At 70.2% G+C, this 17894-nt stretch carries 15 protein-coding genes and 1 tRNA gene; 12 read left to right on the forward strand and 4 right to left on the reverse strand.

The window, feature by feature from the left end:
- Positions 1-3: 3 nt before the first annotated feature.
- Complete coding sequence (locus AB0O36_RS15515) at positions 4-144, reverse strand: SPW_0924 family protein (protein WP_365109609.1); 141 nt, start codon at positions 142-144, stop codon at positions 4-6.
- Between the two features lie 142 nt (positions 145-286).
- On the opposite strand from AB0O36_RS15515, the gene AB0O36_RS15520 reads away from it, so the two are divergent.
- On the forward strand, positions 287-880 hold the full coding sequence (locus tag AB0O36_RS15520; protein ID WP_365109612.1) for a ferredoxin: 594 nt from the start codon (positions 287-289) through the stop codon (positions 878-880).
- Between the two features lie 19 nt (positions 881-899).
- Here AB0O36_RS15520 and AB0O36_RS15525 read toward each other — a convergent pair whose 3' ends face one another.
- A complete protein-coding gene (locus tag AB0O36_RS15525) occupies positions 900-2225 on the reverse strand; it encodes a lytic transglycosylase domain-containing protein (RefSeq protein WP_365109615.1) in 1326 nt (441 codons plus the stop codon).
- Between the two features lie 149 nt (positions 2226-2374).
- On the opposite strand from AB0O36_RS15525, the gene AB0O36_RS15530 reads away from it, so the two are divergent.
- Positions 2375-3232 carry a DUF4184 family protein gene (locus AB0O36_RS15530; protein ID WP_365109618.1) on the forward strand — a complete coding sequence of 286 codons (858 nt, stop codon included), beginning with the start codon at positions 2375-2377 and terminating at the stop codon, positions 3230-3232.
- A 108-nt stretch (positions 3233-3340) separates the two neighbouring features.
- Here AB0O36_RS15530 and polA read toward each other — a convergent pair whose 3' ends face one another.
- On the reverse strand, positions 3341-6076 hold the full coding sequence (gene polA / locus AB0O36_RS15535; RefSeq protein ID WP_365109621.1) for a DNA polymerase I: 2736 nt from the start codon (positions 6074-6076) through the stop codon (positions 3341-3343).
- A gap of 110 nt (positions 6077-6186) precedes the next feature.
- Here polA and AB0O36_RS15540 point away from each other — a divergent pair, with 110 nt between their 5' ends.
- From AB0O36_RS15540 to AB0O36_RS15575, 8 genes are all read left to right on the forward strand, one after another.
- Positions 6187-8478, forward strand: coding sequence for an FdhF/YdeP family oxidoreductase (locus AB0O36_RS15540; RefSeq protein ID WP_365109624.1), 2292 nt, complete (start codon positions 6187-6189; stop codon positions 8476-8478).
- 104 nt (positions 8479-8582) lie between these two features.
- Positions 8583-9068, forward strand: a complete 486-nt coding sequence (locus tag AB0O36_RS15545; RefSeq protein ID WP_365109627.1) for a hotdog fold thioesterase — start codon at positions 8583-8585, stop codon at positions 9066-9068.
- A 188-nt stretch (positions 9069-9256) separates the two neighbouring features.
- Entirely contained in the window at positions 9257-9658 is a 402-nt protein-coding gene (locus AB0O36_RS15550) for a hypothetical protein (RefSeq protein WP_365109630.1), read from the forward strand.
- Positions 9659-10215: 557 nt separating this feature from the next.
- Positions 10216-11448, forward strand: coding sequence for a branched-chain amino acid ABC transporter substrate-binding protein (locus AB0O36_RS15555; protein WP_365109633.1), 1233 nt, complete (start codon positions 10216-10218; stop codon positions 11446-11448).
- Positions 11449-11593: 145 nt separating this feature from the next.
- Positions 11594-12526: a branched-chain amino acid ABC transporter permease gene (locus AB0O36_RS15560; RefSeq protein ID WP_365109636.1), complete on the forward strand. Its 933-nt coding sequence runs from the start codon at positions 11594-11596 to the stop codon at positions 12524-12526.
- A gap of 5 nt (positions 12527-12531) precedes the next feature.
- The gene (locus AB0O36_RS15565; RefSeq protein WP_365110112.1) at positions 12532-14253 is read left to right on the forward strand and encodes a branched-chain amino acid ABC transporter permease; all 1722 of its coding nucleotides are present in this window, start codon (positions 12532-12534) and stop codon (positions 14251-14253) included.
- A gap of 4 nt (positions 14254-14257) precedes the next feature.
- Positions 14258-15412, forward strand: coding sequence for an ABC transporter ATP-binding protein (locus tag AB0O36_RS15570; protein WP_365109639.1), 1155 nt, complete (start codon positions 14258-14260; stop codon positions 15410-15412).
- Positions 15409-16125 carry an ABC transporter ATP-binding protein gene (locus AB0O36_RS15575; RefSeq protein WP_365109641.1) on the forward strand — a complete coding sequence of 239 codons (717 nt, stop codon included), beginning with the start codon at positions 15409-15411 and terminating at the stop codon, positions 16123-16125. Before AB0O36_RS15570 ends, AB0O36_RS15575 begins: the two co-directional genes overlap by 4 nt.
- Before the next feature lie 81 nt (positions 16126-16206).
- Here the strand turns inward: AB0O36_RS15575 and AB0O36_RS15580 are convergent, their stop codons facing one another.
- On the reverse strand, positions 16207-16857 hold the full coding sequence (locus AB0O36_RS15580; RefSeq protein ID WP_365109644.1) for a response regulator: 651 nt from the start codon (positions 16855-16857) through the stop codon (positions 16207-16209).
- An 89-nt stretch (positions 16858-16946) separates the two neighbouring features.
- Between AB0O36_RS15580 and AB0O36_RS15585 the strand changes: the two genes are divergently transcribed.
- Positions 16947-17032 (forward strand) — tRNA-Leu (locus AB0O36_RS15585).
- A gap of 82 nt (positions 17033-17114) precedes the next feature.
- Positions 17115-17891: a helix-turn-helix domain-containing protein gene (locus AB0O36_RS15590; RefSeq protein WP_365109646.1), complete on the forward strand. Its 777-nt coding sequence runs from the start codon at positions 17115-17117 to the stop codon at positions 17889-17891.
- The last annotated feature ends 3 nt before the right edge of the window (positions 17892-17894 follow it).

The following is a 17894-nucleotide window of genomic DNA, read 5'->3' on the forward strand; positions in this document are numbered from 1 at the left end:
CCTCTACTTTCCGGGCGCGGTGGGCGCGGTGGTGAGCAGTGGCTTGGGCGAGGTCTCGCCTTCCGGCACCCCCGTCGCCGTGATGGTGAGGACGAGGGCCAGCGCGGCGGCCAGCCCGATGGCGGCGGCGACGAGTGCGCGCATGCCGGTGCCTCCGGAATCTGATACGGCGTCAGGGTTGGGGCACCGTAGCAACGGGAGGGTGAGATGAGAACCGTCTCGTCCCGCCTTGCCGGGCAGGTGGGCGATCTGTTCCGATGCCGTTGGTTCGACGGAGGAGGATCACGTGCACGTCTACTGGGACCCGGTGCCCACCGCCCGGCAACTCGTCGGGGAGGAACCCGTACTGGAGGTGTTCACGGGCGTCTGGGCAGAACGGAACTGGCGCAACGTGCCGGGCCCCTTCTACGGCGCGGACACGGACTCGATGGCGCTGGGCCGGATGGACGCGCCGCGCCACATCGCCTACGACGACGACTTCGGCGGCGGCTTCGGCAGGGAGTTCGTCTACCGCCAGCCCGTCGACGAGGCGGAGACGGCGGACCTGGTCTGGGCCGCCCGCCTGGAGCTCTACAGCGCCTACGGCTGGGACGGGGACGACCACTGGACCCCGGCCGCCGTCCGGGAGTGGTGGCGTGACCGGGGGCGGGTCCGGGAGTGGGCCCTGGCCATCGCGGCCGACTGGGGTGCCGAGGAGCATCCCGGGTGGGGGTACAACGCGGACGCGCAGTACCGGGGCCACTACCAGGACGCGGCCCGGGGCCATCTGGACTTCGTGGCCTACCTGGACGACGGGCTGGAGGAGTACCTGCGCGGCTACGTCTTCTGGCTGGAGCAGAGGCGGGCCCCCCTCGACGGGGAGGCCCTGCCCGTGCTCTGAACTGCGGTGCCGGGGACGGCTACGGGGTTCCGGTGGGGGTGGCGGTCGGCGAGGCGGACGCGGACGCGCCGCGGGCGGGCGGCTTCGCCGGGGCGGGGGCCGTCGCGGTGGCCGTGGGGCCCGGGGTCCCGCTGGGCTTCGGCTTCGGCTTCTCCGTGGGAGTGGGGCTGGGGGTCGGGGTGGGCTTCGGCGTCGGCTTCGGGGTCGGCTTCGGCTTGGGGGTGGGCGTCGGGGACGGCTTGGGCGTCGGCTTCGGAGTGGGCTTCGGAGACGGCGTGGGGGTCGGCGTCGGCTTGGGGGTCGGCGTGGGGGTGGGGGTCGGCTTGGGCTTCCCCGGCTTCTCGGGCTTCCCCGGCTTGCCCGGCTTCTCGGGCTTCCCCGGCTTCTCGGGCTTGCCCGGCTTCTCGGGCTTGCCCGGCTTCTGCGGCTGCTCCGGCTGCCCGCCGCCGGGCCGGTCCGGGACCTCGTACGCACCGCTGCCGTAGAACGCGAGCCAGGACCTGACCGTGGCGAGGTACGCCGAGGAGCGGTTGTAGGACAGGATCGCCCGGTCCAGGTCGCCGCCGTTCCCCAGGTCCCGGCTGCCCGCGCACAGGTAGCGTCCGGCGGCCAGTGCCGCGTCGTGGATGTTGTTGGGGTTGCGGCGGCCGTCGCCGTCCGCGTCCTGCCCCCAGCCCGCCCAGGTCGACGGGATGAACTGCATCGGCCCGACCGCCCGGTCGTGCACCGGGTCGCCGTCGTAGGCGCCGTCGTCGGTGTCCGGGATGTTCGCGAAGCCGTTGCCGTTGAGGACGGGCCCGAGGATCGGGGTGAGGGTGGTGCCGTTGCCGTCCACCCGGCCGCCGCGGGCCTGCCCGGACTCCACCTTGCCGATCGCGGCGAGCAGTTGCCAGCGCAGTCCGCAGCCGGGATCGGTCGCCGCGACCTTCTGTTCCGCCTTCAGGTACGCCGCGAGCACGGTCGCCGGTATCCCGCGGGCTCCCCCGGGCACGGAGCCCGTCAGGAGCTGCGGGGTCGGGGTGGTGGCCTTCGGCGCGGGCGCCGGTGCCGCGGACGCGCCGGGCGCGGGCGAGGGCTGTCCCTGGGGTGCGGCGGGCACGGGCGCGGGGGTGACCAGGGGCGGGAGTTCGGTGAAGTACACGGAGTCGCCGCCGGATTCGTTCCGGTCGGGCCCGGACGGTGCGGCGGCGGCCTGCGCGTCACTCGCGTCGGCCGCCGTGCGTATCCGGCCGCCGGAACCGTGCGGGGCCCCGGAAGCCGAAACCGCGGCGGCCACCACCGCGGACACCAGTGCGGCGATCCCGCCCCTGCGCAACCTGCGTCCGTACCGAGCCGTCCTGGTCATAGACGAACCCCCCTCCCCGTCGGCGTTCGCGCGACTTTATGTCAACAAGCCGACAGACTAAACACCGCGGACCGGGCGTTCACCGTATGTCCACGACTCAGACGGCCCGTCACATACCGGGTCGACCGGTCAACAGGGAAAGAAGTCCGATGCCGTTCACTCTCAGCCATGCCGCCGCCGTACTCCCGGGTATCCGGAGGGACGGGAGCGGCCGGGGGCCGTTCCTCGCCTCCGCGCTGGTCATGGGTTCCTTCGCTCCGGACATGACCTACTTCACGGCGAGCGTGGTCCCCGGCGCGATGGAGTTCGGTTCGGTCACCCATTCCCTCACCGGGGTGCTCACCGTCGACACCCTGATCACGGCCGCCCTGGTGGGCGTCTGGCTGCTGTTGCGGGAACCGCTGGCGGCGCTGCTGCCCGCCGCCTGGCGGGGCCGGTTCCACGCCCTGGCCCGGGGCGCGGCGGGCGGACCGGGCGGCGGCGCCGGACCGTCGGCGGTACGGGCGGCCGGCGCGTTCTACCTGTCGGCGGTCGTCGGTTCCCTCACGCACGTGCTGTGGGACGCCTTCACGCACCTGGACCGCTACGGGACGAACACCTGGCCCTGGCTGTCCTCCTACTACGGCCCCTTTCCCCTCTATACGTACCTGCAGTACGGGAGTTCCGTGCTGGCGGCGGGGGCGCTGCTGCGGTTCCTGGGGACGGCTCTGCGCCGGATCCCCGCCGGGGACGCGCCCGAGTCCGTGCCGGTGCTCGACCGGGTCGAGCTGTGGGGCGCACTCGTATGGATCGCCGGCTGCGTCGCGGCCGGGACGACGGTGCGGCTGGTGCGGCTGTTCGCCACGCACGCCGACCGGGTCCACAACCCGCTCGACGTCGTCCCGACCGTCTGCTTCGGCGCCGGCAGCGGGCTGATCGCAGGACTCGTCCTGTACGCCGTACTGCTGCGGCTGTGGCTGCGGTTCCGGCCCGCCACGCGGAAGCCCGCCCCCACCGTGGTGCGGTAGGAGCGGGCTTCCGGGCCGGGGACACCGACGGAGCGTCCGGTCGGCGGGACTGCGGAACCGGGGAACTGCGGGCGGTCGTGCGGGCGTGCACGCCTGCGCGCCGGCGGGTCAGTGCGCGGCGGACTCCCAGTCCGGGCCGACGCCCACCGACACGTCCAGCGGGGCGCGCAGTTCGACGGCGGCCGCCATCTCGCGGCGCACCAGCTCCTCCACCCGCTCGCGCTCGCCCGGGGCGATCTCCAGCACGATTTCGTCGTGGACCTGCAGCAGCATCCGGGACGTCAGGCCCGCCTCGGCGAGCGCCTTGTCCACCCGCAGCATCGCGACCTTCACGATGTCGGCGGCGGTGCCCTGGATCGGGGCGTTGAGCGCCATCCGCTCGGCGGCCTCCCGGCGCTGCCGGTTGTCGCTGTTGAGGTCCGGCAGGTACCGGCGGCGGCCGAACACGGTAGCCGTGTACCCGGTGGCGCGAGCCTCGTCGACGACCCGCTGGAGGTAGTCCCGGACACCGCCGAACCGCTCGAAGAAGGTCTCCATCAGGCCGCGCGCCTCGGCGGGCTCGATGTTGAGCTGCTGCGAGAGGCCGAACGCCGACAGCCCGTACGCCAGCCCGTACGACATCGCCTTGATCTTGCGGCGCATCTCGGCGTCGACCGCGGACCGCTCCACGCCGAACACCTGGGAGGCGACGGTGGTGTGCAGGTCCTCACCCGACAGGAACGCCTCGATCAGCCCCTCGTCCTCCGACAGGTGGGCCATCACGCGCAGTTCGATCTGGCTGTAGTCGGCGGTCATCAGCGACTCGAAGCCCTCGCCGACGACGAAGCCGCGGCGGATGGCCCGGCCCTCGTCGGTGCGCACCGGCACGTTCTGCAGGTTGGGGTCGGTGGAGGAGAGCCGGCCGGTCGCGGCGGTGGTCTGGCTGAAGGTGGTGTGCACCCGGCCGTCCGCGGCGATCGTCTTGACCAGGCCCTCGACGGTGACGCGGAGCTTGGCCTGCTCCCGGTGCCGGAGCATGATCACGGGGAGTTCGTGCTCGGTCTGGGTGGCCAGCCAGGCCAGCGCGTCCGCGTCCGTGGTGTAGCCGGTCTTCGTCTTCTTCGTCTTGGGCAGGTTCAGCTCGGCGAAGAACACCTCCTGGAGCTGCTTGGGCGAGCCGAGGTTGAACTCGTGGCCGACCGCCGCGTGGGCCTCCTTGACCGCCTGCTGCACGGCGCCGGCGAACTGCGGCTCCATGGCCTCCAGGTGATCGCGGTCGGCCGCGATGCCGTGCCGCTCCATCCGGGCGAGCAGTTCCGACGTCGGCAGCTCCATGTCGTGGAGCAGCGCGCTCGCGCCGACCTCCGCCAGCTTCCGGGTGAACGCCGCGCCCAGGTCGAGGACGGCACGGGCCTGCGCCATCAGCGCCTCCGCCTCGGCGGTCTCGTCGGCGCCGAAGGCCAGCTGCCCGTCCGCGGCGGGCGGCGCCAGCTCACGGCCCAGGTACTCCACGGACAGCACGTCCAGCGCGAAGGACCGGCGGCCGGGCTTGACCAGGTACGCCGCCAGCGCGGTGTCCATGGTCACTCCGGCCGGCGAGCTCCAGCCGTGCTCGGGGAAGACCCGCCACAGGTTCTTCGCGTTGTGCACCGCCTTGGGCCGGTCCGGGTCGGCCAGCCAGGCGCTGAACGCCTTCTCGTCCGCCTCGTCGAGCTCGGACGGCTGGAACCAGGCCGCCGCGCCGCCGGCCGCGGCCAGCGCGACCTCGCTGACGCTTCCGCTGCCCAGGGCCCACGCGTCGACGGTGGCCAGGCCCAGCGGGCCGCCGGAGTGCTCCTCCAGCCAGGGGCCCAGCGCGCCCGCGGCGAGCACCGTCCCGTCCAGCTCCACCCCGGCCGCCGGAGGCTGCTCGGCGGTCTCCTCCGCGCCCGGGTCCACGGCCAGCAGCCGCTCCCGCAGCGAGGCGTTGCGGATCTCCAGCACGTCCAGGACGCCGGTCATCGCGGACCGGTCGTAGGGCTTGCGCTCCAGGTCGGCGGGGCCGCGGCCGAGCTCCACGTCCTTGACCATCTCGGTCAGGACGCGGTTCATCTTCACCGACTCCAGGTGGTCGCGGAGATTCTGCCCGGCCTTGCCCTTGACCTCCTCGACCCGCTCCACCAGCTCCGCGAACGAACCGAACTGGTTGATCCACTTCGCCGCCGTCTTCTCGCCGACGCCGGGGATGCCGGGCAGGTTGTCCGACGGGTCACCGCGCAGCGCCGCGAAGTCCGGGTACTGCCGGGGGGTGAGGCCGTACTTCTCCACGACCTTCTCCGGCGTGAACCGGGTCAGCTCGGAGACGCCCTTCGTCGGGTACAGCACCGTGGTGTGCTCGGAGACCAGCTGGAAGGAGTCCCGGTCCCCGGTGACGATCAGCACCTCGTACCCCAGGGCCTCCGCCTGCGTGGCCAGCGTGGCGATCACGTCGTCCGCCTCGAAGCCGTCCACCGCGAACCGGGGCACCGCCATGGTGTCCAGCAGCTCGCCGATCAGCTCCACCTGCCCCTTGAACTCGTCGGGGGTCTTCGACCGGTTCGCCTTGTACTCCGGGAACTCCTGGGACCGCCAGGTCTTCCGCGAGACGTCGAAGGCCACCGCGAAGTGCGTGGGCGCCTCGTCGCGCAGCGTGTTCGCCAGCATCGACGCGAAGCCGTAGATGGCGTTGGTCGTCTGGCCGCTCGCGGTCGTGAAGTTCTCCGCGGGCAGCGCGAAGAACGCCCGGTACGCCAGCGAGTGCCCGTCCATGAGCATCAGGCGCGGGCGGCCCGCCGCCGGGCCCGCGGGGTCTTTGTCTTCGGTCTGCTTCGATGCTGTTTCTGCCACGCCTCCGATCCTAGGCGGCCCCACTGACAAATCCGGCGTCGGCGATTCGCCGGGGCCGTGACACCATCGGGGTGCACGTATCGCGCAGCAGCTCGAAGGAGAGCGACGCCATGGCGACCAAGCCCCCCGCAGGTGACCCGGTCCAGGACGCACCGCAGGTCGCGCCCCCCAAGAACGCCGCGGCCGGCCTGCCCGCCATCGGACACACCCTCCGCATCGCGCACGGACAGATGGGCCTGCGGCGCACCGCACAGACCCTCCTCAAGGTCAACCAGAAGGACGGGTTCGACTGCCCCGGCTGCGCCTGGCCCGAGGGAGACAAGCGGCACACCGCCGAATTCTGCGAGAACGGCGCCAAGGCCGTCGCCGAGGAAGCCACCCTGCGCCGGGTCACCCCCGCCTTCTTCGCCGCCCACACGGTCGCCGACCTCGCGGACCGCTCCGGCTACTGGCTCGGCCAGCAGGGCCGCATCACCCAGCCCGTGTACCTGCCCGAGGGCGGCGACCGGTACGAGCCCGTCACCTGGGAACGCGCCTTCGAGATCATCGCCGGGGAGCTCAACGCCCTCGGCTCCCCCGACGAGGCCCTCTTCTACACCTCCGGCCGCACCAGCAACGAGGCCGCGTTCCTCTTCCAGCTGTTCGCCCGCGAATACGGCACCAACAACCTGCCCGACTGCTCCAACATGTGCCACGAGTCCTCGGGCTCCGCACTCACCGAGACCATCGGCATCGGCAAGGGCAGCGTGCTGCTGGAGGACCTCCACCAGGCCGACCTGATCATCGTCGCCGGCCAGAACCCCGGCACCAACCACCCCCGGATGCTCTCCGCCCTGGAGAAGGCCAAGGCCGCCGGCGCGAAGATCATCGCGGTGAACCCGCTGTCCGAGGCCGGCACCACCCGCTTCAAGAACCCCCAGAACCCGCTCGGCATGCTCCGCGGCACCCCGCTCAGCGACCTCTTCCTGCAGATCCGCATCGGCGGCGACCAGGCCCTCTTCCGCCTCCTCAACAAACTCGTCCTCGACACCGCGGGCGCCGTCGACGAGGACTTCGTACGGGAGCACACCCACGGGTTCGAGGAGTTCGCCGCCGCCGCGAAGACCGCCGACTGGGACGAGACCCTCACCGCCACCGGCCTGGCCCGCGCCGACATCGAACGCGCCCTGGCCATGATCCTCGCCTCCGAGCGCACCATCGTCTGCTGGGCCATGGGCCTCACCCAGCACAAGCACGCCGTCCCCACCATCCGCGAGGTCGTCAACCTGCTGCTGCTCCGCGGCGCCATAGGACGCCGCGGTGCCGGCGTCTGCCCGGTCCGCGGCCACTCCAACGTCCAGGGCGACCGCACCATGGGGATCTTCGAACGCCCCGCACCCGCCTTCCTCGACGCCCTCGACAAGGAATTCGGGATCACCTCGCCCCGGCACCACGGCCTCGACGTGGTGCGCTCCATCGAGGCGCTCCGCGACGGCAAGGCCAAGGTCCTCTTCGCCATGGGCGGCAACTTCGTCGGCGCCACCCCCGACACCGAGGTCACCGAGGCCGCCATCCGCAGGGCCTCCCTCACCGTGCACGTGTCCACCAAGCTCAACCGCTCCCACGCGGTCACCGGCCGGCACGCCCTGATCCTGCCCACCCTGGGCCGCACCGACCGCGACGTCCAGGCCGCCGGCAAGCAGTTCGTCACCGTCGAGGACTCCATGGGCATGGTGCACGCCTCCCGCGGCAACCTCCCCCCGGCCTCCCCGCACCTGCTGTCCGAGCCCGCGATCGTGGCCCGCATGGCCCGCGCCGTACTGGGCACGGCCTCGGCCACCCCCTGGGAGGAGTTCGAGGCCGACTACGCCGCCGTCCGCGACCGGATCTCCCGCGTCGTCCCCGGCTTCGAGGACTTCAACACCCGCATCGCCCGCCCCGGCGGCTTCACCCTCCCGCACGCCCCGCGCGACGAGCGCCGCTTCCCGACCAAGACCGGCAAGGCCAACTTCACCGCCGCGCCCGTGGAGTACCCCAAGGTCCCCGAGGGCCGGCTGCTGCTCCAGACCCTGCGCAGCCACGACCAGTACAACACCACCATCTACGGGCTCGACGACCGCTACCGCGGCATCACCGGCGGCCGCCGCGTGGTCCTGGTCAACCCGGCCGACGCGGACCGCCTCGGGCTCGCCGAGGGCGCGTACACGGACCTGGTCAGCGAGTGGACCGACGGGGTGGAGCGGCGCGCCCCCGGCTTCCGGGTGGTGCACTACCCCACCGCCCGCGGCTGCGCCGCCGCCTACTACCCCGAGACCAACGTGCTGGTCCCGCTCGACTCCACCGCGGACATCAGCAACACCCCGGCCAGCAAGTCCGTGATCGTCCGCTTCGAACCGACCCCCGGGCAAGCGCCCGCTCAGTAGGCTGATAGGAAGTGGGTTAACGAGCGTTGACTCAGGTCGCCGCCCACCGCGGGCCGCGGCCCGGGCACGGCGCGGCCCACACCCCCTACGAACGGAGACGGCCCATGGGCGAGCAGCACGCGGTGAAGTTCCCGCAGGAGGTCCTCGACGAGTACGCGGCCCTGGGCATCGACCTGCCCTCGCTGTTCTCGGCCGGCCACCTCGGCGAACGCATGGACATCCGCATCCTGGAGGCCGCGGCCGACAAGGTCGTGGGCACCATGCCGGTCGAGGGCAACACCCAGCCGTACGGGCTCCTGCACGGCGGCGCCTCGGCCGTCCTCGCCGAGACCCTCGGCTCCGTGGGCGCCATGCTGCACGGCGGCCACACCAGGATCGCGGTCGGCGTGGACCTGAACTGCACCCACCACCGCGGCGTCCGCTCCGGCCTGGTCACCGGCACCGCCACGCCCGTGCACCGCGGCCGCTCGACGGCCACGTACGAGATCGTCATCACCGACGAGGAGGGCAAGCGGGTCTGCACCGCCCGCCTGACCTGCCTGCTGCGCGAGGTCGGCGCCGGCGCGGCCGTCGGAGCCTCCGGGGCCTGACGCCGGGGTTCCGTACGGCGGCGGGGTTCCCTACGACGGCGGGGTTCCGTACGACGACGGGCGCGCGCCCTGCCCCGCCCTGAACACCACCTGAGGGGCCGGTTCCGGAGACCGTCCGGAATCGGCCCCTCCGGCATGATCCGCCCCGGATGGTTGTGTCACCGAAGGTGACGGCCTACCGTCCCCCCATGGGGACACCGCCGCACGTTCGCGCCGGACACCTGGTCTCGGCCGCAGTCGCCCTGCTCGCGCTGTCCGGCTGCTCCGCTTCCGCCCCGGCCGGCCAACTCCCGTCCGCGGCCCCCTCGTCCACGCCTCCCCCGCCCGTGGAGACGTGCACGGCCCTCGTTTCGTACTGGGCGAAAGAGACGCTGAAGGGCACCTACTGGTCCGGTCTGGACTGGGAGCAGAAGGGCCTGTCGAACGAGCAGTACGCGATCCACGAGGACGCCGTGGCAGCCGGACGCGCCGAGGAGCGAACTGCCGGGCGGGACAAGGCACTTGAGCTGATCGACCGGTTCACCGTGGAACGCTGCCGGGAGCGGGACGGGGCGACGGGGAGCTCCGAGAACTGGCGCCCGCCGAGCTGAGCCGGCTCTCCGGATTCCCGAGCACGCTGTCCGGCTTCCGGGCGCTCCGCTCCCTCCGGTCGAGCCGCAGGTCGGAAGGGTTTCGGCCCCTACCGACCAGATCAAGCCACTCGATCGATCATGAAGTGCGCACCCCGGAATCATTACTCACAGTAATGCCAACGCGTGCGGAATCCCCCATTTCCACCCGTCACGACCCACTCGGCGAAATCATTCGGACACATCCAGCCACCGTGGGCGGAATTCGATCAGAGTCAGCACCATCACCCCTCCAAGCCCCTTAGCGGAACAGGTAATTCTCAGAATGTGGTCGCTCACCCCCGCCACTAAATGTCCGTTCTGCCCCCACTCCCGGCACGCATTCTTGGCCTTGGCATAACAAGACAGTCACATCCTCCTTTCCCCGCTCCCCGCGCTCGGCACCTCGGGCCTAGAGTCACGGCCAGTCACCGCGCCGCCGGGCGCGTCTCAGCACGGCCGTGTACCCCCCAGGTGCGGCCCGGCGAACAAACGGCACCTCACATCAGAGGAGGGCCGCGCCAGGGAAAGGAATCATCGTGCGCAACCGTTCACTGCTCATCCTCACCACCGTGATCACCACGGGAGCACTGACCCTCACTGCCTGCGGTTCGCGCGACGAGGGCGGCAAGAAGGACGATGCGGCCGGCGGCAAGACCGTCGTCGTCATCGGCGTCGACGCCCCTCTGACCGGCTCGCTTTCCGCCCTCGGCCAGGGCATCAAGAACTCCGTTGACCTGGCGGCCAAGACGGCCAACAAGAACAACGAGGTTCCCGGCATCGAATTCAAGGTCGAAGGCCTCGACGACCAGGCAGTTCCTGCCTCCGGCCAGGCGAACGCCACCAAACTCGTTGGCAACAAGGACGTTCTCGGCGTCGTCGGCCCCCTGAACTCGGGCGTCGCCCAGCAGATGCAGGGCGTCTTCAACTCCGCCAACCTCGCCCAGGTCTCCCCGGCCAACACCAACCCCGCGCTCTCCCAGGGCGACAACTGGGGCAAGGGCGAGTTCAAGCGTCCCTTCAAGACCTACTTCCGCACCGCCGCCACCGACGTGGTCCAGGGCAAGTTCGCCGCCCAGTACCTCTTCAACGACGCCGGCAAGAAGAAGGTCTACGTCGTCGACGACAAGCAGACCTACGGCGCCGGCCTGGCCGCCATCTTCTCCGAGGAGTTCAAGAAGCTCGGCGGCGAGATCGTCGGCACCGACCACGTCACGGTCAAGGAGACCGACTTCTCCTCCACCGCCGACAAGGTCAAGTCCTCCGGCGCCGACGCCGTCTACTTCGGCGGCCAGTACCCCGAGGGCGGCCTGCTCTCGGACCAGATCAAGAAGACCGGCGCCAAGATCCCCACCATGGGTGGCGACGGCATCTACGACCCGGCCTTCATCAGCGCCTCCGCCGAGGCCAACGACGGTGACCTCGCCACCTCCATCGGCTACCCGGTGGAGAAGCTGGAGACCGCCAAGAAGTTCATCGCCGACTACAACGCCGGCGGCTACAAGGACCCGTACGCGGCCTACGGCGGCTACTCCTACGACGCCGGCTGGGCCATCGTCCAGGCCGTCAAGGCCGTCGTCGCCGCCAACGGCGGCAAGCTGCCCACCGACGCCCGCGCCAAGGTCGTCGACGCCCTCGGCAAGGTCAGCTTCGACGGCGTGACCGGCAAGGTCGCCTTCGACGAGTTCGGCGACACCACCAACAAGCAGCTCACGGTCTACAAGGTCGACGCCGGCAAGTGGATCGACGTCAAGAGCGACACCGTCAAGTAACACCGACGGACGGCGGGCCGGCCCCCACCGGCCCCGCCGGTCGCCCCTGCTCCACCCCTGACCGACCAAAGAAACATGCCGCGCGAGGGCGCAAACAGCGCCCTCGCGCGGAGTCTTATCCGACACGCTCATCGGAGGCCCTGCGGTGCACGAACTGCCGCAACAGCTGGCCAACGGCCTTGCCCTCGGTGCCCTTTACGGCCTTGTCGCCATCGGGTACACCATGGTCTACGGCATCGTCCAGCTCATCAACTTCGCCCACGGCGAGATCTTCATGATCGGGGGCTTCGGCGCCCTCACCACCTACATATGGCTCCCTGAGGGAACCCCGCTCCTGGTGGCGATCCCGCTCATGATCATCGGTGGCGCGATCGCCTCCGTGGCCGTCGCAACCGCAGCCGAACGCTTCGCCTACCGGCCGCTGCGCGGAGCCCCCAAGCTCGCCCCCCTCATCACCGCGATCGGCCTCTCGATCGCCCTCCAGCAGCTCATCTGGGGCTTCTACCCGAACGCCAAGGACAAGCGCAGCTTCCCCGAGTTCACCGGCGAAGCCTTCAAGATCACCGACAACCTGATGATCCAGCGCGCGGACCTGTTCATCCTCATCCTCGCCCCGCTCTGCATGATCGGCCTGGGCATGTTCGTCTCCAAGAGCCGCAGCGGCCGCGCCATGCAGGCCACCGCGCAGGACCCGGACACCGCCAAGCTCATGGGCATCAACACCGACCGCATCATCGTCATGGCCTTCGCCATCGGTGCCGCGTTCGCCGCCGTCGCAGCCGTCGCCTACGGCCTCGAGCGGGGCCAGATCGGCTTCGAGATGGGCTTCATCCTCGGCCTCAAGGCCTTCACCGCAGCCGTCCTCGGCGGCATCGGCAACATCTACGGCGCCATGGTCGGCGGCGTCGTCCTGGGCATCGCCGAATCCCTCTCCATCGCCTACATCGAGAACATCCCCGGCATGGAGCAGCTCGGCGGCGGCGCCTGGTCCAACGTCTGGGCCTTCGTACTCCTCATCCTCGTGCTCCTCGTGCGGCCCCAAGGCCTCCTCGGCGAGCGCGTCGCGGATCGGGCGTGAGAACCATGAGCGACACCACCTACGAGGCAGCCGCCGAGACCACCTCGTCCGGCAAGCCCACCGCACTCCTCTACACGATCATCGGCGGCAGCATCGCCACCGCGATCAGCTCCTTCCTCGCCTGGACCTGGACCACCGAGTTCCCCGGCGACCTGACGATCTACGGCTACCCCGCCCCCCTCCAGATCCTCACCCTGGTCGGCGCGATCGTCACCGCCGCCTTCGCCCTCTCGGCACTCGGCATCAAGGGCTTCGGCTGGCTCACCCCCACCGGCGCCCGCCAGGCCACCTGGCTCATGGCCCTGGGCACCCTGGCCACCACCCTCTACACCGCGATCGCGATCGTCGTCGAACTCGGCGCCCTCGTCGACCTCGAACCCGGCGCCGGCATCGCCGTCATCGCCGCCGCCATCCCCGCGATCGCCGCGTACCAGCTGCCCGACGACGCCCACAAGGCCGCCCCGGCCAAGAAGCTGCCGTCCTGGGCCGAGATCCTCATCATCACCGGGGTCTTCGCGGTCGGCCTCTACGTGGTGACCTTCGGCATCGACACCGACGACAAAGAGCCCCAGCTCTTCATCGCCTACCTGATCCTGGTCACCTTCTCCACCCTGGCCCTCTTCAAGTCCGGCCTCGCCGACCGCCTCTCGGCGATCACCGCGAACAACCGCCAGGTCACCGTCACGGCCACCCTCGCCGCGGCCATCGCCTTCCCGTTCATCCAGCAGAGCGGCGACACGTACACCCTCATCGCGGTCAACATCCTCATCTTCGCGACCGTCGCCCTCGGCCTGAACATCGTCGTCGGCCTCGCCGGCCTCCTCGACCTCGGCTACGTCGCCTTCCTCGGCGTCGGCGCGTACACCGCGGCCCTCGTCTCCGGCGCCGCCTCCTCCGCCTTCGGCGTCCAGTTCCCCTTCTGGGCCTCCGTCCTCGCCGGCATGGCCGCCTCCCTGGTCTTCGGCGTCGTCATCGGAGCACCCACCCTCCGCCTCCGCGGCGACTACCTCGCCATCGTGACCCTCGGCTTCGGAGAGATCTTCCGCATCGCCATGGGCAACCTCGACGGCACCTCCGGCCCGAAGATCACCAACGGCCCCAACGGCATCCCGAACATCCCCCAGCTCGAATTCTTCGGCTACAACTTCGGCGAGCCGCACACCATCCTCGGGGTCACCCTCGGCGCCTACGCCAACTACTACCTCCTGATGATCCTGGTCATGGCCGTGGTCATCGTCGTCTTCTCCCGCGCCCAGAACAGCCGCATCGGCCGCGCCTGGGTCGCCATCCGCGAGGACGAGACCGCCGCCACCGCCATGGGCATCAACGGCTTCCGCGTCAAGCTCATCGCCTTCGCCCTCGGCGCCGCCCTCGCCGGGCTCGCCGGCACCGTCCAGGCCCACGTCAACACCACCGTGGTCCCCGAGAACTACGTCTTCGCCGGACCCGTGCCGCCGAACTCCGCGTTCCTCCTCGCCGCCGTCATCCTCGGCGGCATGGGCACCATCCGCGGCCCCATCCTCGGCTCGGCGCTCCTCTTCCTCATCCCGGCCAAGCTGCAGTTCCTCCAGGACTACCAGCTCCTCGGCTTCGGCCTCGCCCTCATCCTCCTCATGCGCTTCCGCCCCGAGGGCCTCATCGCCAACAAGCGCGCGAAGCTCGAGTACCACGACGACACCGCCGACCAGGCCCCCACCGGCCCGGCAACGGCCAAGGCGGGTGCGTGACACCATGACGACCACCACCGACACCACCACCAAGCCCGCCGCCACCCCGGCCGGCGAGACCGTCCTCGAAGCCAGCGGCGTCACCATGCGCTTCGGCGGCCTCACCGCGGTCAAGGGCGTCGACCTCAAGGTGAACGCGGGCGAGATCGTCGGCCTCATCGGCCCCAACGGCGCCGGCAAGACCACCTTCTTCAACTGCCTCACCGGCCTGTACGTGCCCACCGAGGGCACCGTCAGCTACAAGGGCACCGTCCTGCCGCCCAAGCCCCACCTGGTCACCCAGGCCGGCATCGCGCGCACCTTCCAGAACATCCGGCTCTTCCACAACATGACGGTGCTGGAGAACGTCCTCGTCGGACGCCACACCCGCACCAAGGAAGGCCTCTGGTCCGCCCTCCTGCGCGGCCCCGGCTTCAAGAAGGCCGAAGCCGCCAGCGAGGCCCGCGCCATGGAACTCCTGGAGTTCATCGGCCTGGAGCACAAGGCCCAGCACCTGGCGAAGAACCTCCCCTACGGCGAGCAGCGCAAGCTGGAGATCGCCCGCGCCCTCGCCAGCGACCCCGGCCTGATCCTGCTGGACGAGCCCACCGCCGGCATGAACCCGCAGGAGACCCGCGCCGCCGAAGAGCTCATCTTCGCCATCCGCGACATGGGCATCGCCGTACTCGTCATCGAGCACGACATGCGGTTCATCTTCAACCTCTGCGACCGCGTCGCCTGCCTCGTCCAGGGCCAGAAGCTCATCGAGGGCAGCGCCGCGGAAGTCCAGGGCGACGAGCGCGTCATCGCCGCCTACCTCGGCACCCCCTTCGAGGGCGCGCCGGGCGAGGAAGAGGCCGCCGAGGTCGAAGCGGCCGAGGCGCACGCGGCGGAGGCCGCGGCTGCGGCTGCGGCTGCGGAGCCGGAGGCGGAGACCGCCGAGGCTGCTGCGGCCGAGCCCGAGGCCGCCGAGGCGGAGGCCGAGACCGAGGTCGCCGAGGCTGAGGCCCCCGTGGCCGAGACCGAGGCTGCCGAGGCCGAGGCCGACGCGGATGCCGAGGCCGACGCCGATGCCGACGCCCCGGAAACCCCCGCCGAGGAAGCCGCCACCCCGGCCGCCGACGCGGACAGCACCACCGGCACCACCGGCACCACCAGCACGGACGGAGAGGCCAAGTGACCGCACTCCTCAAGGTCGAGGACCTCAAGGTCGCCTACGGCAAGATCGAGGCCGTCAAGGGCATCTCCTTCGAGGTCAACGAGGGCGAAATCGTCTGCCTCGTCGGCACCAACGGCGCCGGCAAGACCACCACCCTCCGCACCCTCTCGGGCCTCATCAAGCCCAAGGCCGGCACCGTCACCTTCGACGGCAAGCCGATCAACACCGTCCCCGCACACAAGATCGTCTCCCTGGGACTCGCCCACTCCCCCGAGGGTCGGCACATCTTCCCGCGGCTGTCGATCGCCGAGAACCTCCAGCTCGGCGCGTTCCTGCGGAGCGACAAGGAAGGCATCGAGAAGGACATCCAGCGCGCCTACGACATGTTCCCCATCCTGGGCGAACGCCGTAAGCAGGCCGCCGGCACCCTCTCCGGCGGCGAGCAGCAGATGCTGGCCATGGGCCGCGCGCTCATGTCCCAGCCCAAGCTGCTCATGCTGGACGAGCCGTCCATGGGCCTCTCCCCGCTGATGATGCAGAAGATCATGGCCACCGTCGCCGAGCTCAAGGCGACCGGCACCACGATCCTGCTCGTCGAGCAGAACGCCCAGGCGGCCCTCTCCCTGGCCGACCAGGCGCACGTGATGGAGATCGGCAAGATCGTCCTCTCCGGCACCGGCCAGGACCTGCTCCACAACGAGGACGTCCGCAAGGCGTACCTCGGCGAGGACTGACCCCTCGCCCACACACCGAAGGGCCCGCCTCCCTCGGGGGAGGCGGGCCCTTCGCCGTACTCGTGCCGTACTCGTGGCGCCCTACTGCTGCTTCGCGGCGTTCTTCTTCTCCTCGGCGTCCTCGATGACCGCCTCGGCGACCTGCTGCATGGACATCCGCCGGTCCATCGAGGTCTTCTGGATCCACCGGAACGCCGCCGGCTCGGTCAGCCCGTACTGCGTCTGCAGCACGCTCTTCGCCCGGTCCACCAGCTTCCGCGTCTCCAGCCGCTGGGAGAGGTCCGCGACCTCCTTCTCCAGCGCCTTCAGCTCCGAGAACCGCGACACGGCCATCTCGATGGCGGGCACGACGTCGCTCTTGCTGAACGGCTTCACCAGGTACGCCATGGCACCGGCGTCCCGGGCCCGCTCGACGAGCTCGCGCTGCGAGAACGCGGTCAGCATCAGCACCGGGGCGATGGACTCCTCGGCGATCTTCTCGGCCGCGGAGATGCCGTCGAGCACGGGCATCTTCACGTCGAGGATCACCAGGTCGGGCTGGTGCTCCCGGGCCAGCTCGACGGCCGTCTGCCCGTCCCCGGCCTCACCGACGACGGTGTACCCCTCCTCCTCCAGCATCTCTTTCAGGTCGAGCCGGATGAGCGCCTCGTCCTCGGCGATGACGACCCGGGTCGTCAGCGGGGGAACGTGCGACTGGTCGGCGTCGGGGTTCGGCGTCTCGGGGGCGGTCACGGGGGCTCCTCGTTGCGGGCGGTACTGCTTGCATGAGCCTACCTAGGAGCAACGTCGCACACGTAGCCGGTACACTCCGACATGACCCTGCCGGGTTGGCGGAATGGCAGACGCTGATGCCTCAAAAGCATTTGTCCGAAAGGGCGTGCGGGTTCGAATCCCGCACCCGGCACCAGTCTGAGAAGCGGACGTTCACCTTCGTGTGAACGTTCGCTTTTTGCTACGCACGGGCACGCCTCGTCACTCATTGTCGCTCTATGCAGTTCCACTCACTGGAAGTACGACAGACAGCGCTGTCCCTGTTGCGCAATGGCACCAAGAACGCCGAGGTCGCCCGTCGGCTCAACCTACCGGTCGGCACAGTCGGCTACTGGAAGCACGTCGACCGGGCCAAGCGCGGCGAGTGCCCCGGACGACACGTCCCCGACTGTTCTCGATGTGACGGATTACCTCTCGACCAACGCGCCTATTCCTACCTTCTGGGGCTCTACCTGGGAGACGGGCACATCAGTCACTACGCAGGCCATCGGGTCCCGAGCCTCATGATCACGCTGGACGACCATTGGCCGGGCATCCAGGACGAGGCAGAGGCCTCGATCAAGGCGGTGTTCCCACGCCACTCAACGTGCCGTGTCCGCACGAAGGGCGCCCACAACATCAAGGTGTACTCGAAGCACCTCCCCTGCATGTTCCCGCAACACGGACCCGGCAAGAAGCACGACCGCCTGATAGCCCTCGAAAGCTGGCAGCAGGAAATCGTGGATGCCCACCCATGGGAGTTCATCCGCGGACTCATCCACTCCGACGGCTGCCGGATCACGAACTGGACCGTCAGGAACGGCAAGCGCTACGAGTACCCGCGCTATTGGTTCACCAACGTCTCTGACGATATCCGGAAGCTCTTCACGGACACGCTCGACCAGCTCGGCGTTATGTGGACCAACTGCACCAGGCACGGCCAGCCGTACAACGTGTCTGTCGCCCGCAAGGCCTGCGTCGCGCTCATGGACGCGCATGTCGGGCCGAAGTACTGATCA

Source organism: Streptomyces sp. NPDC089799, assembly GCF_040684755.1.
Lineage (GTDB): Bacteria > Actinomycetota > Actinomycetes > Streptomycetales > Streptomycetaceae > Streptomyces.

Excerpts from the sequence above, each read along its gene's own strand:
- AB0O36_RS15570 (WP_365109639.1), top strand. The coding sequence starts at position 14,258 with ATGACGACCACCACCGACACCACCACCAAGCCCGCCGCCACCCCGGCC.
- AB0O36_RS15565 (WP_365110112.1), top strand. The coding sequence starts at position 12,532 with ATGAGCGACACCACCTACGAGGCAGCCGCCGAGACCACCTCGTCCGGC.
- AB0O36_RS15515 (WP_365109609.1), bottom strand. The coding sequence starts at position 144 with ATGCGCGCACTCGTCGCCGCCGCCATCGGGCTGGCCGCCGCGCTGGCC.
- AB0O36_RS15540 (WP_365109624.1), top strand. The coding sequence starts at position 6,187 with ATGGCGACCAAGCCCCCCGCAGGTGACCCGGTCCAGGACGCACCGCAG.
- AB0O36_RS15525 (WP_365109615.1), bottom strand. The coding sequence starts at position 2,225 with ATGACCAGGACGGCTCGGTACGGACGCAGGTTGCGCAGGGGCGGGATC.
- AB0O36_RS15550 (WP_365109630.1), top strand. The coding sequence starts at position 9,257 with ATGGGGACACCGCCGCACGTTCGCGCCGGACACCTGGTCTCGGCCGCA.
- AB0O36_RS15590 (WP_365109646.1), top strand. The coding sequence starts at position 17,115 with ATGCAGTTCCACTCACTGGAAGTACGACAGACAGCGCTGTCCCTGTTG.
- AB0O36_RS15545 (WP_365109627.1), top strand. The coding sequence starts at position 8,583 with ATGGGCGAGCAGCACGCGGTGAAGTTCCCGCAGGAGGTCCTCGACGAG.
- AB0O36_RS15530 (WP_365109618.1), top strand. The coding sequence starts at position 2,375 with ATGCCGTTCACTCTCAGCCATGCCGCCGCCGTACTCCCGGGTATCCGG.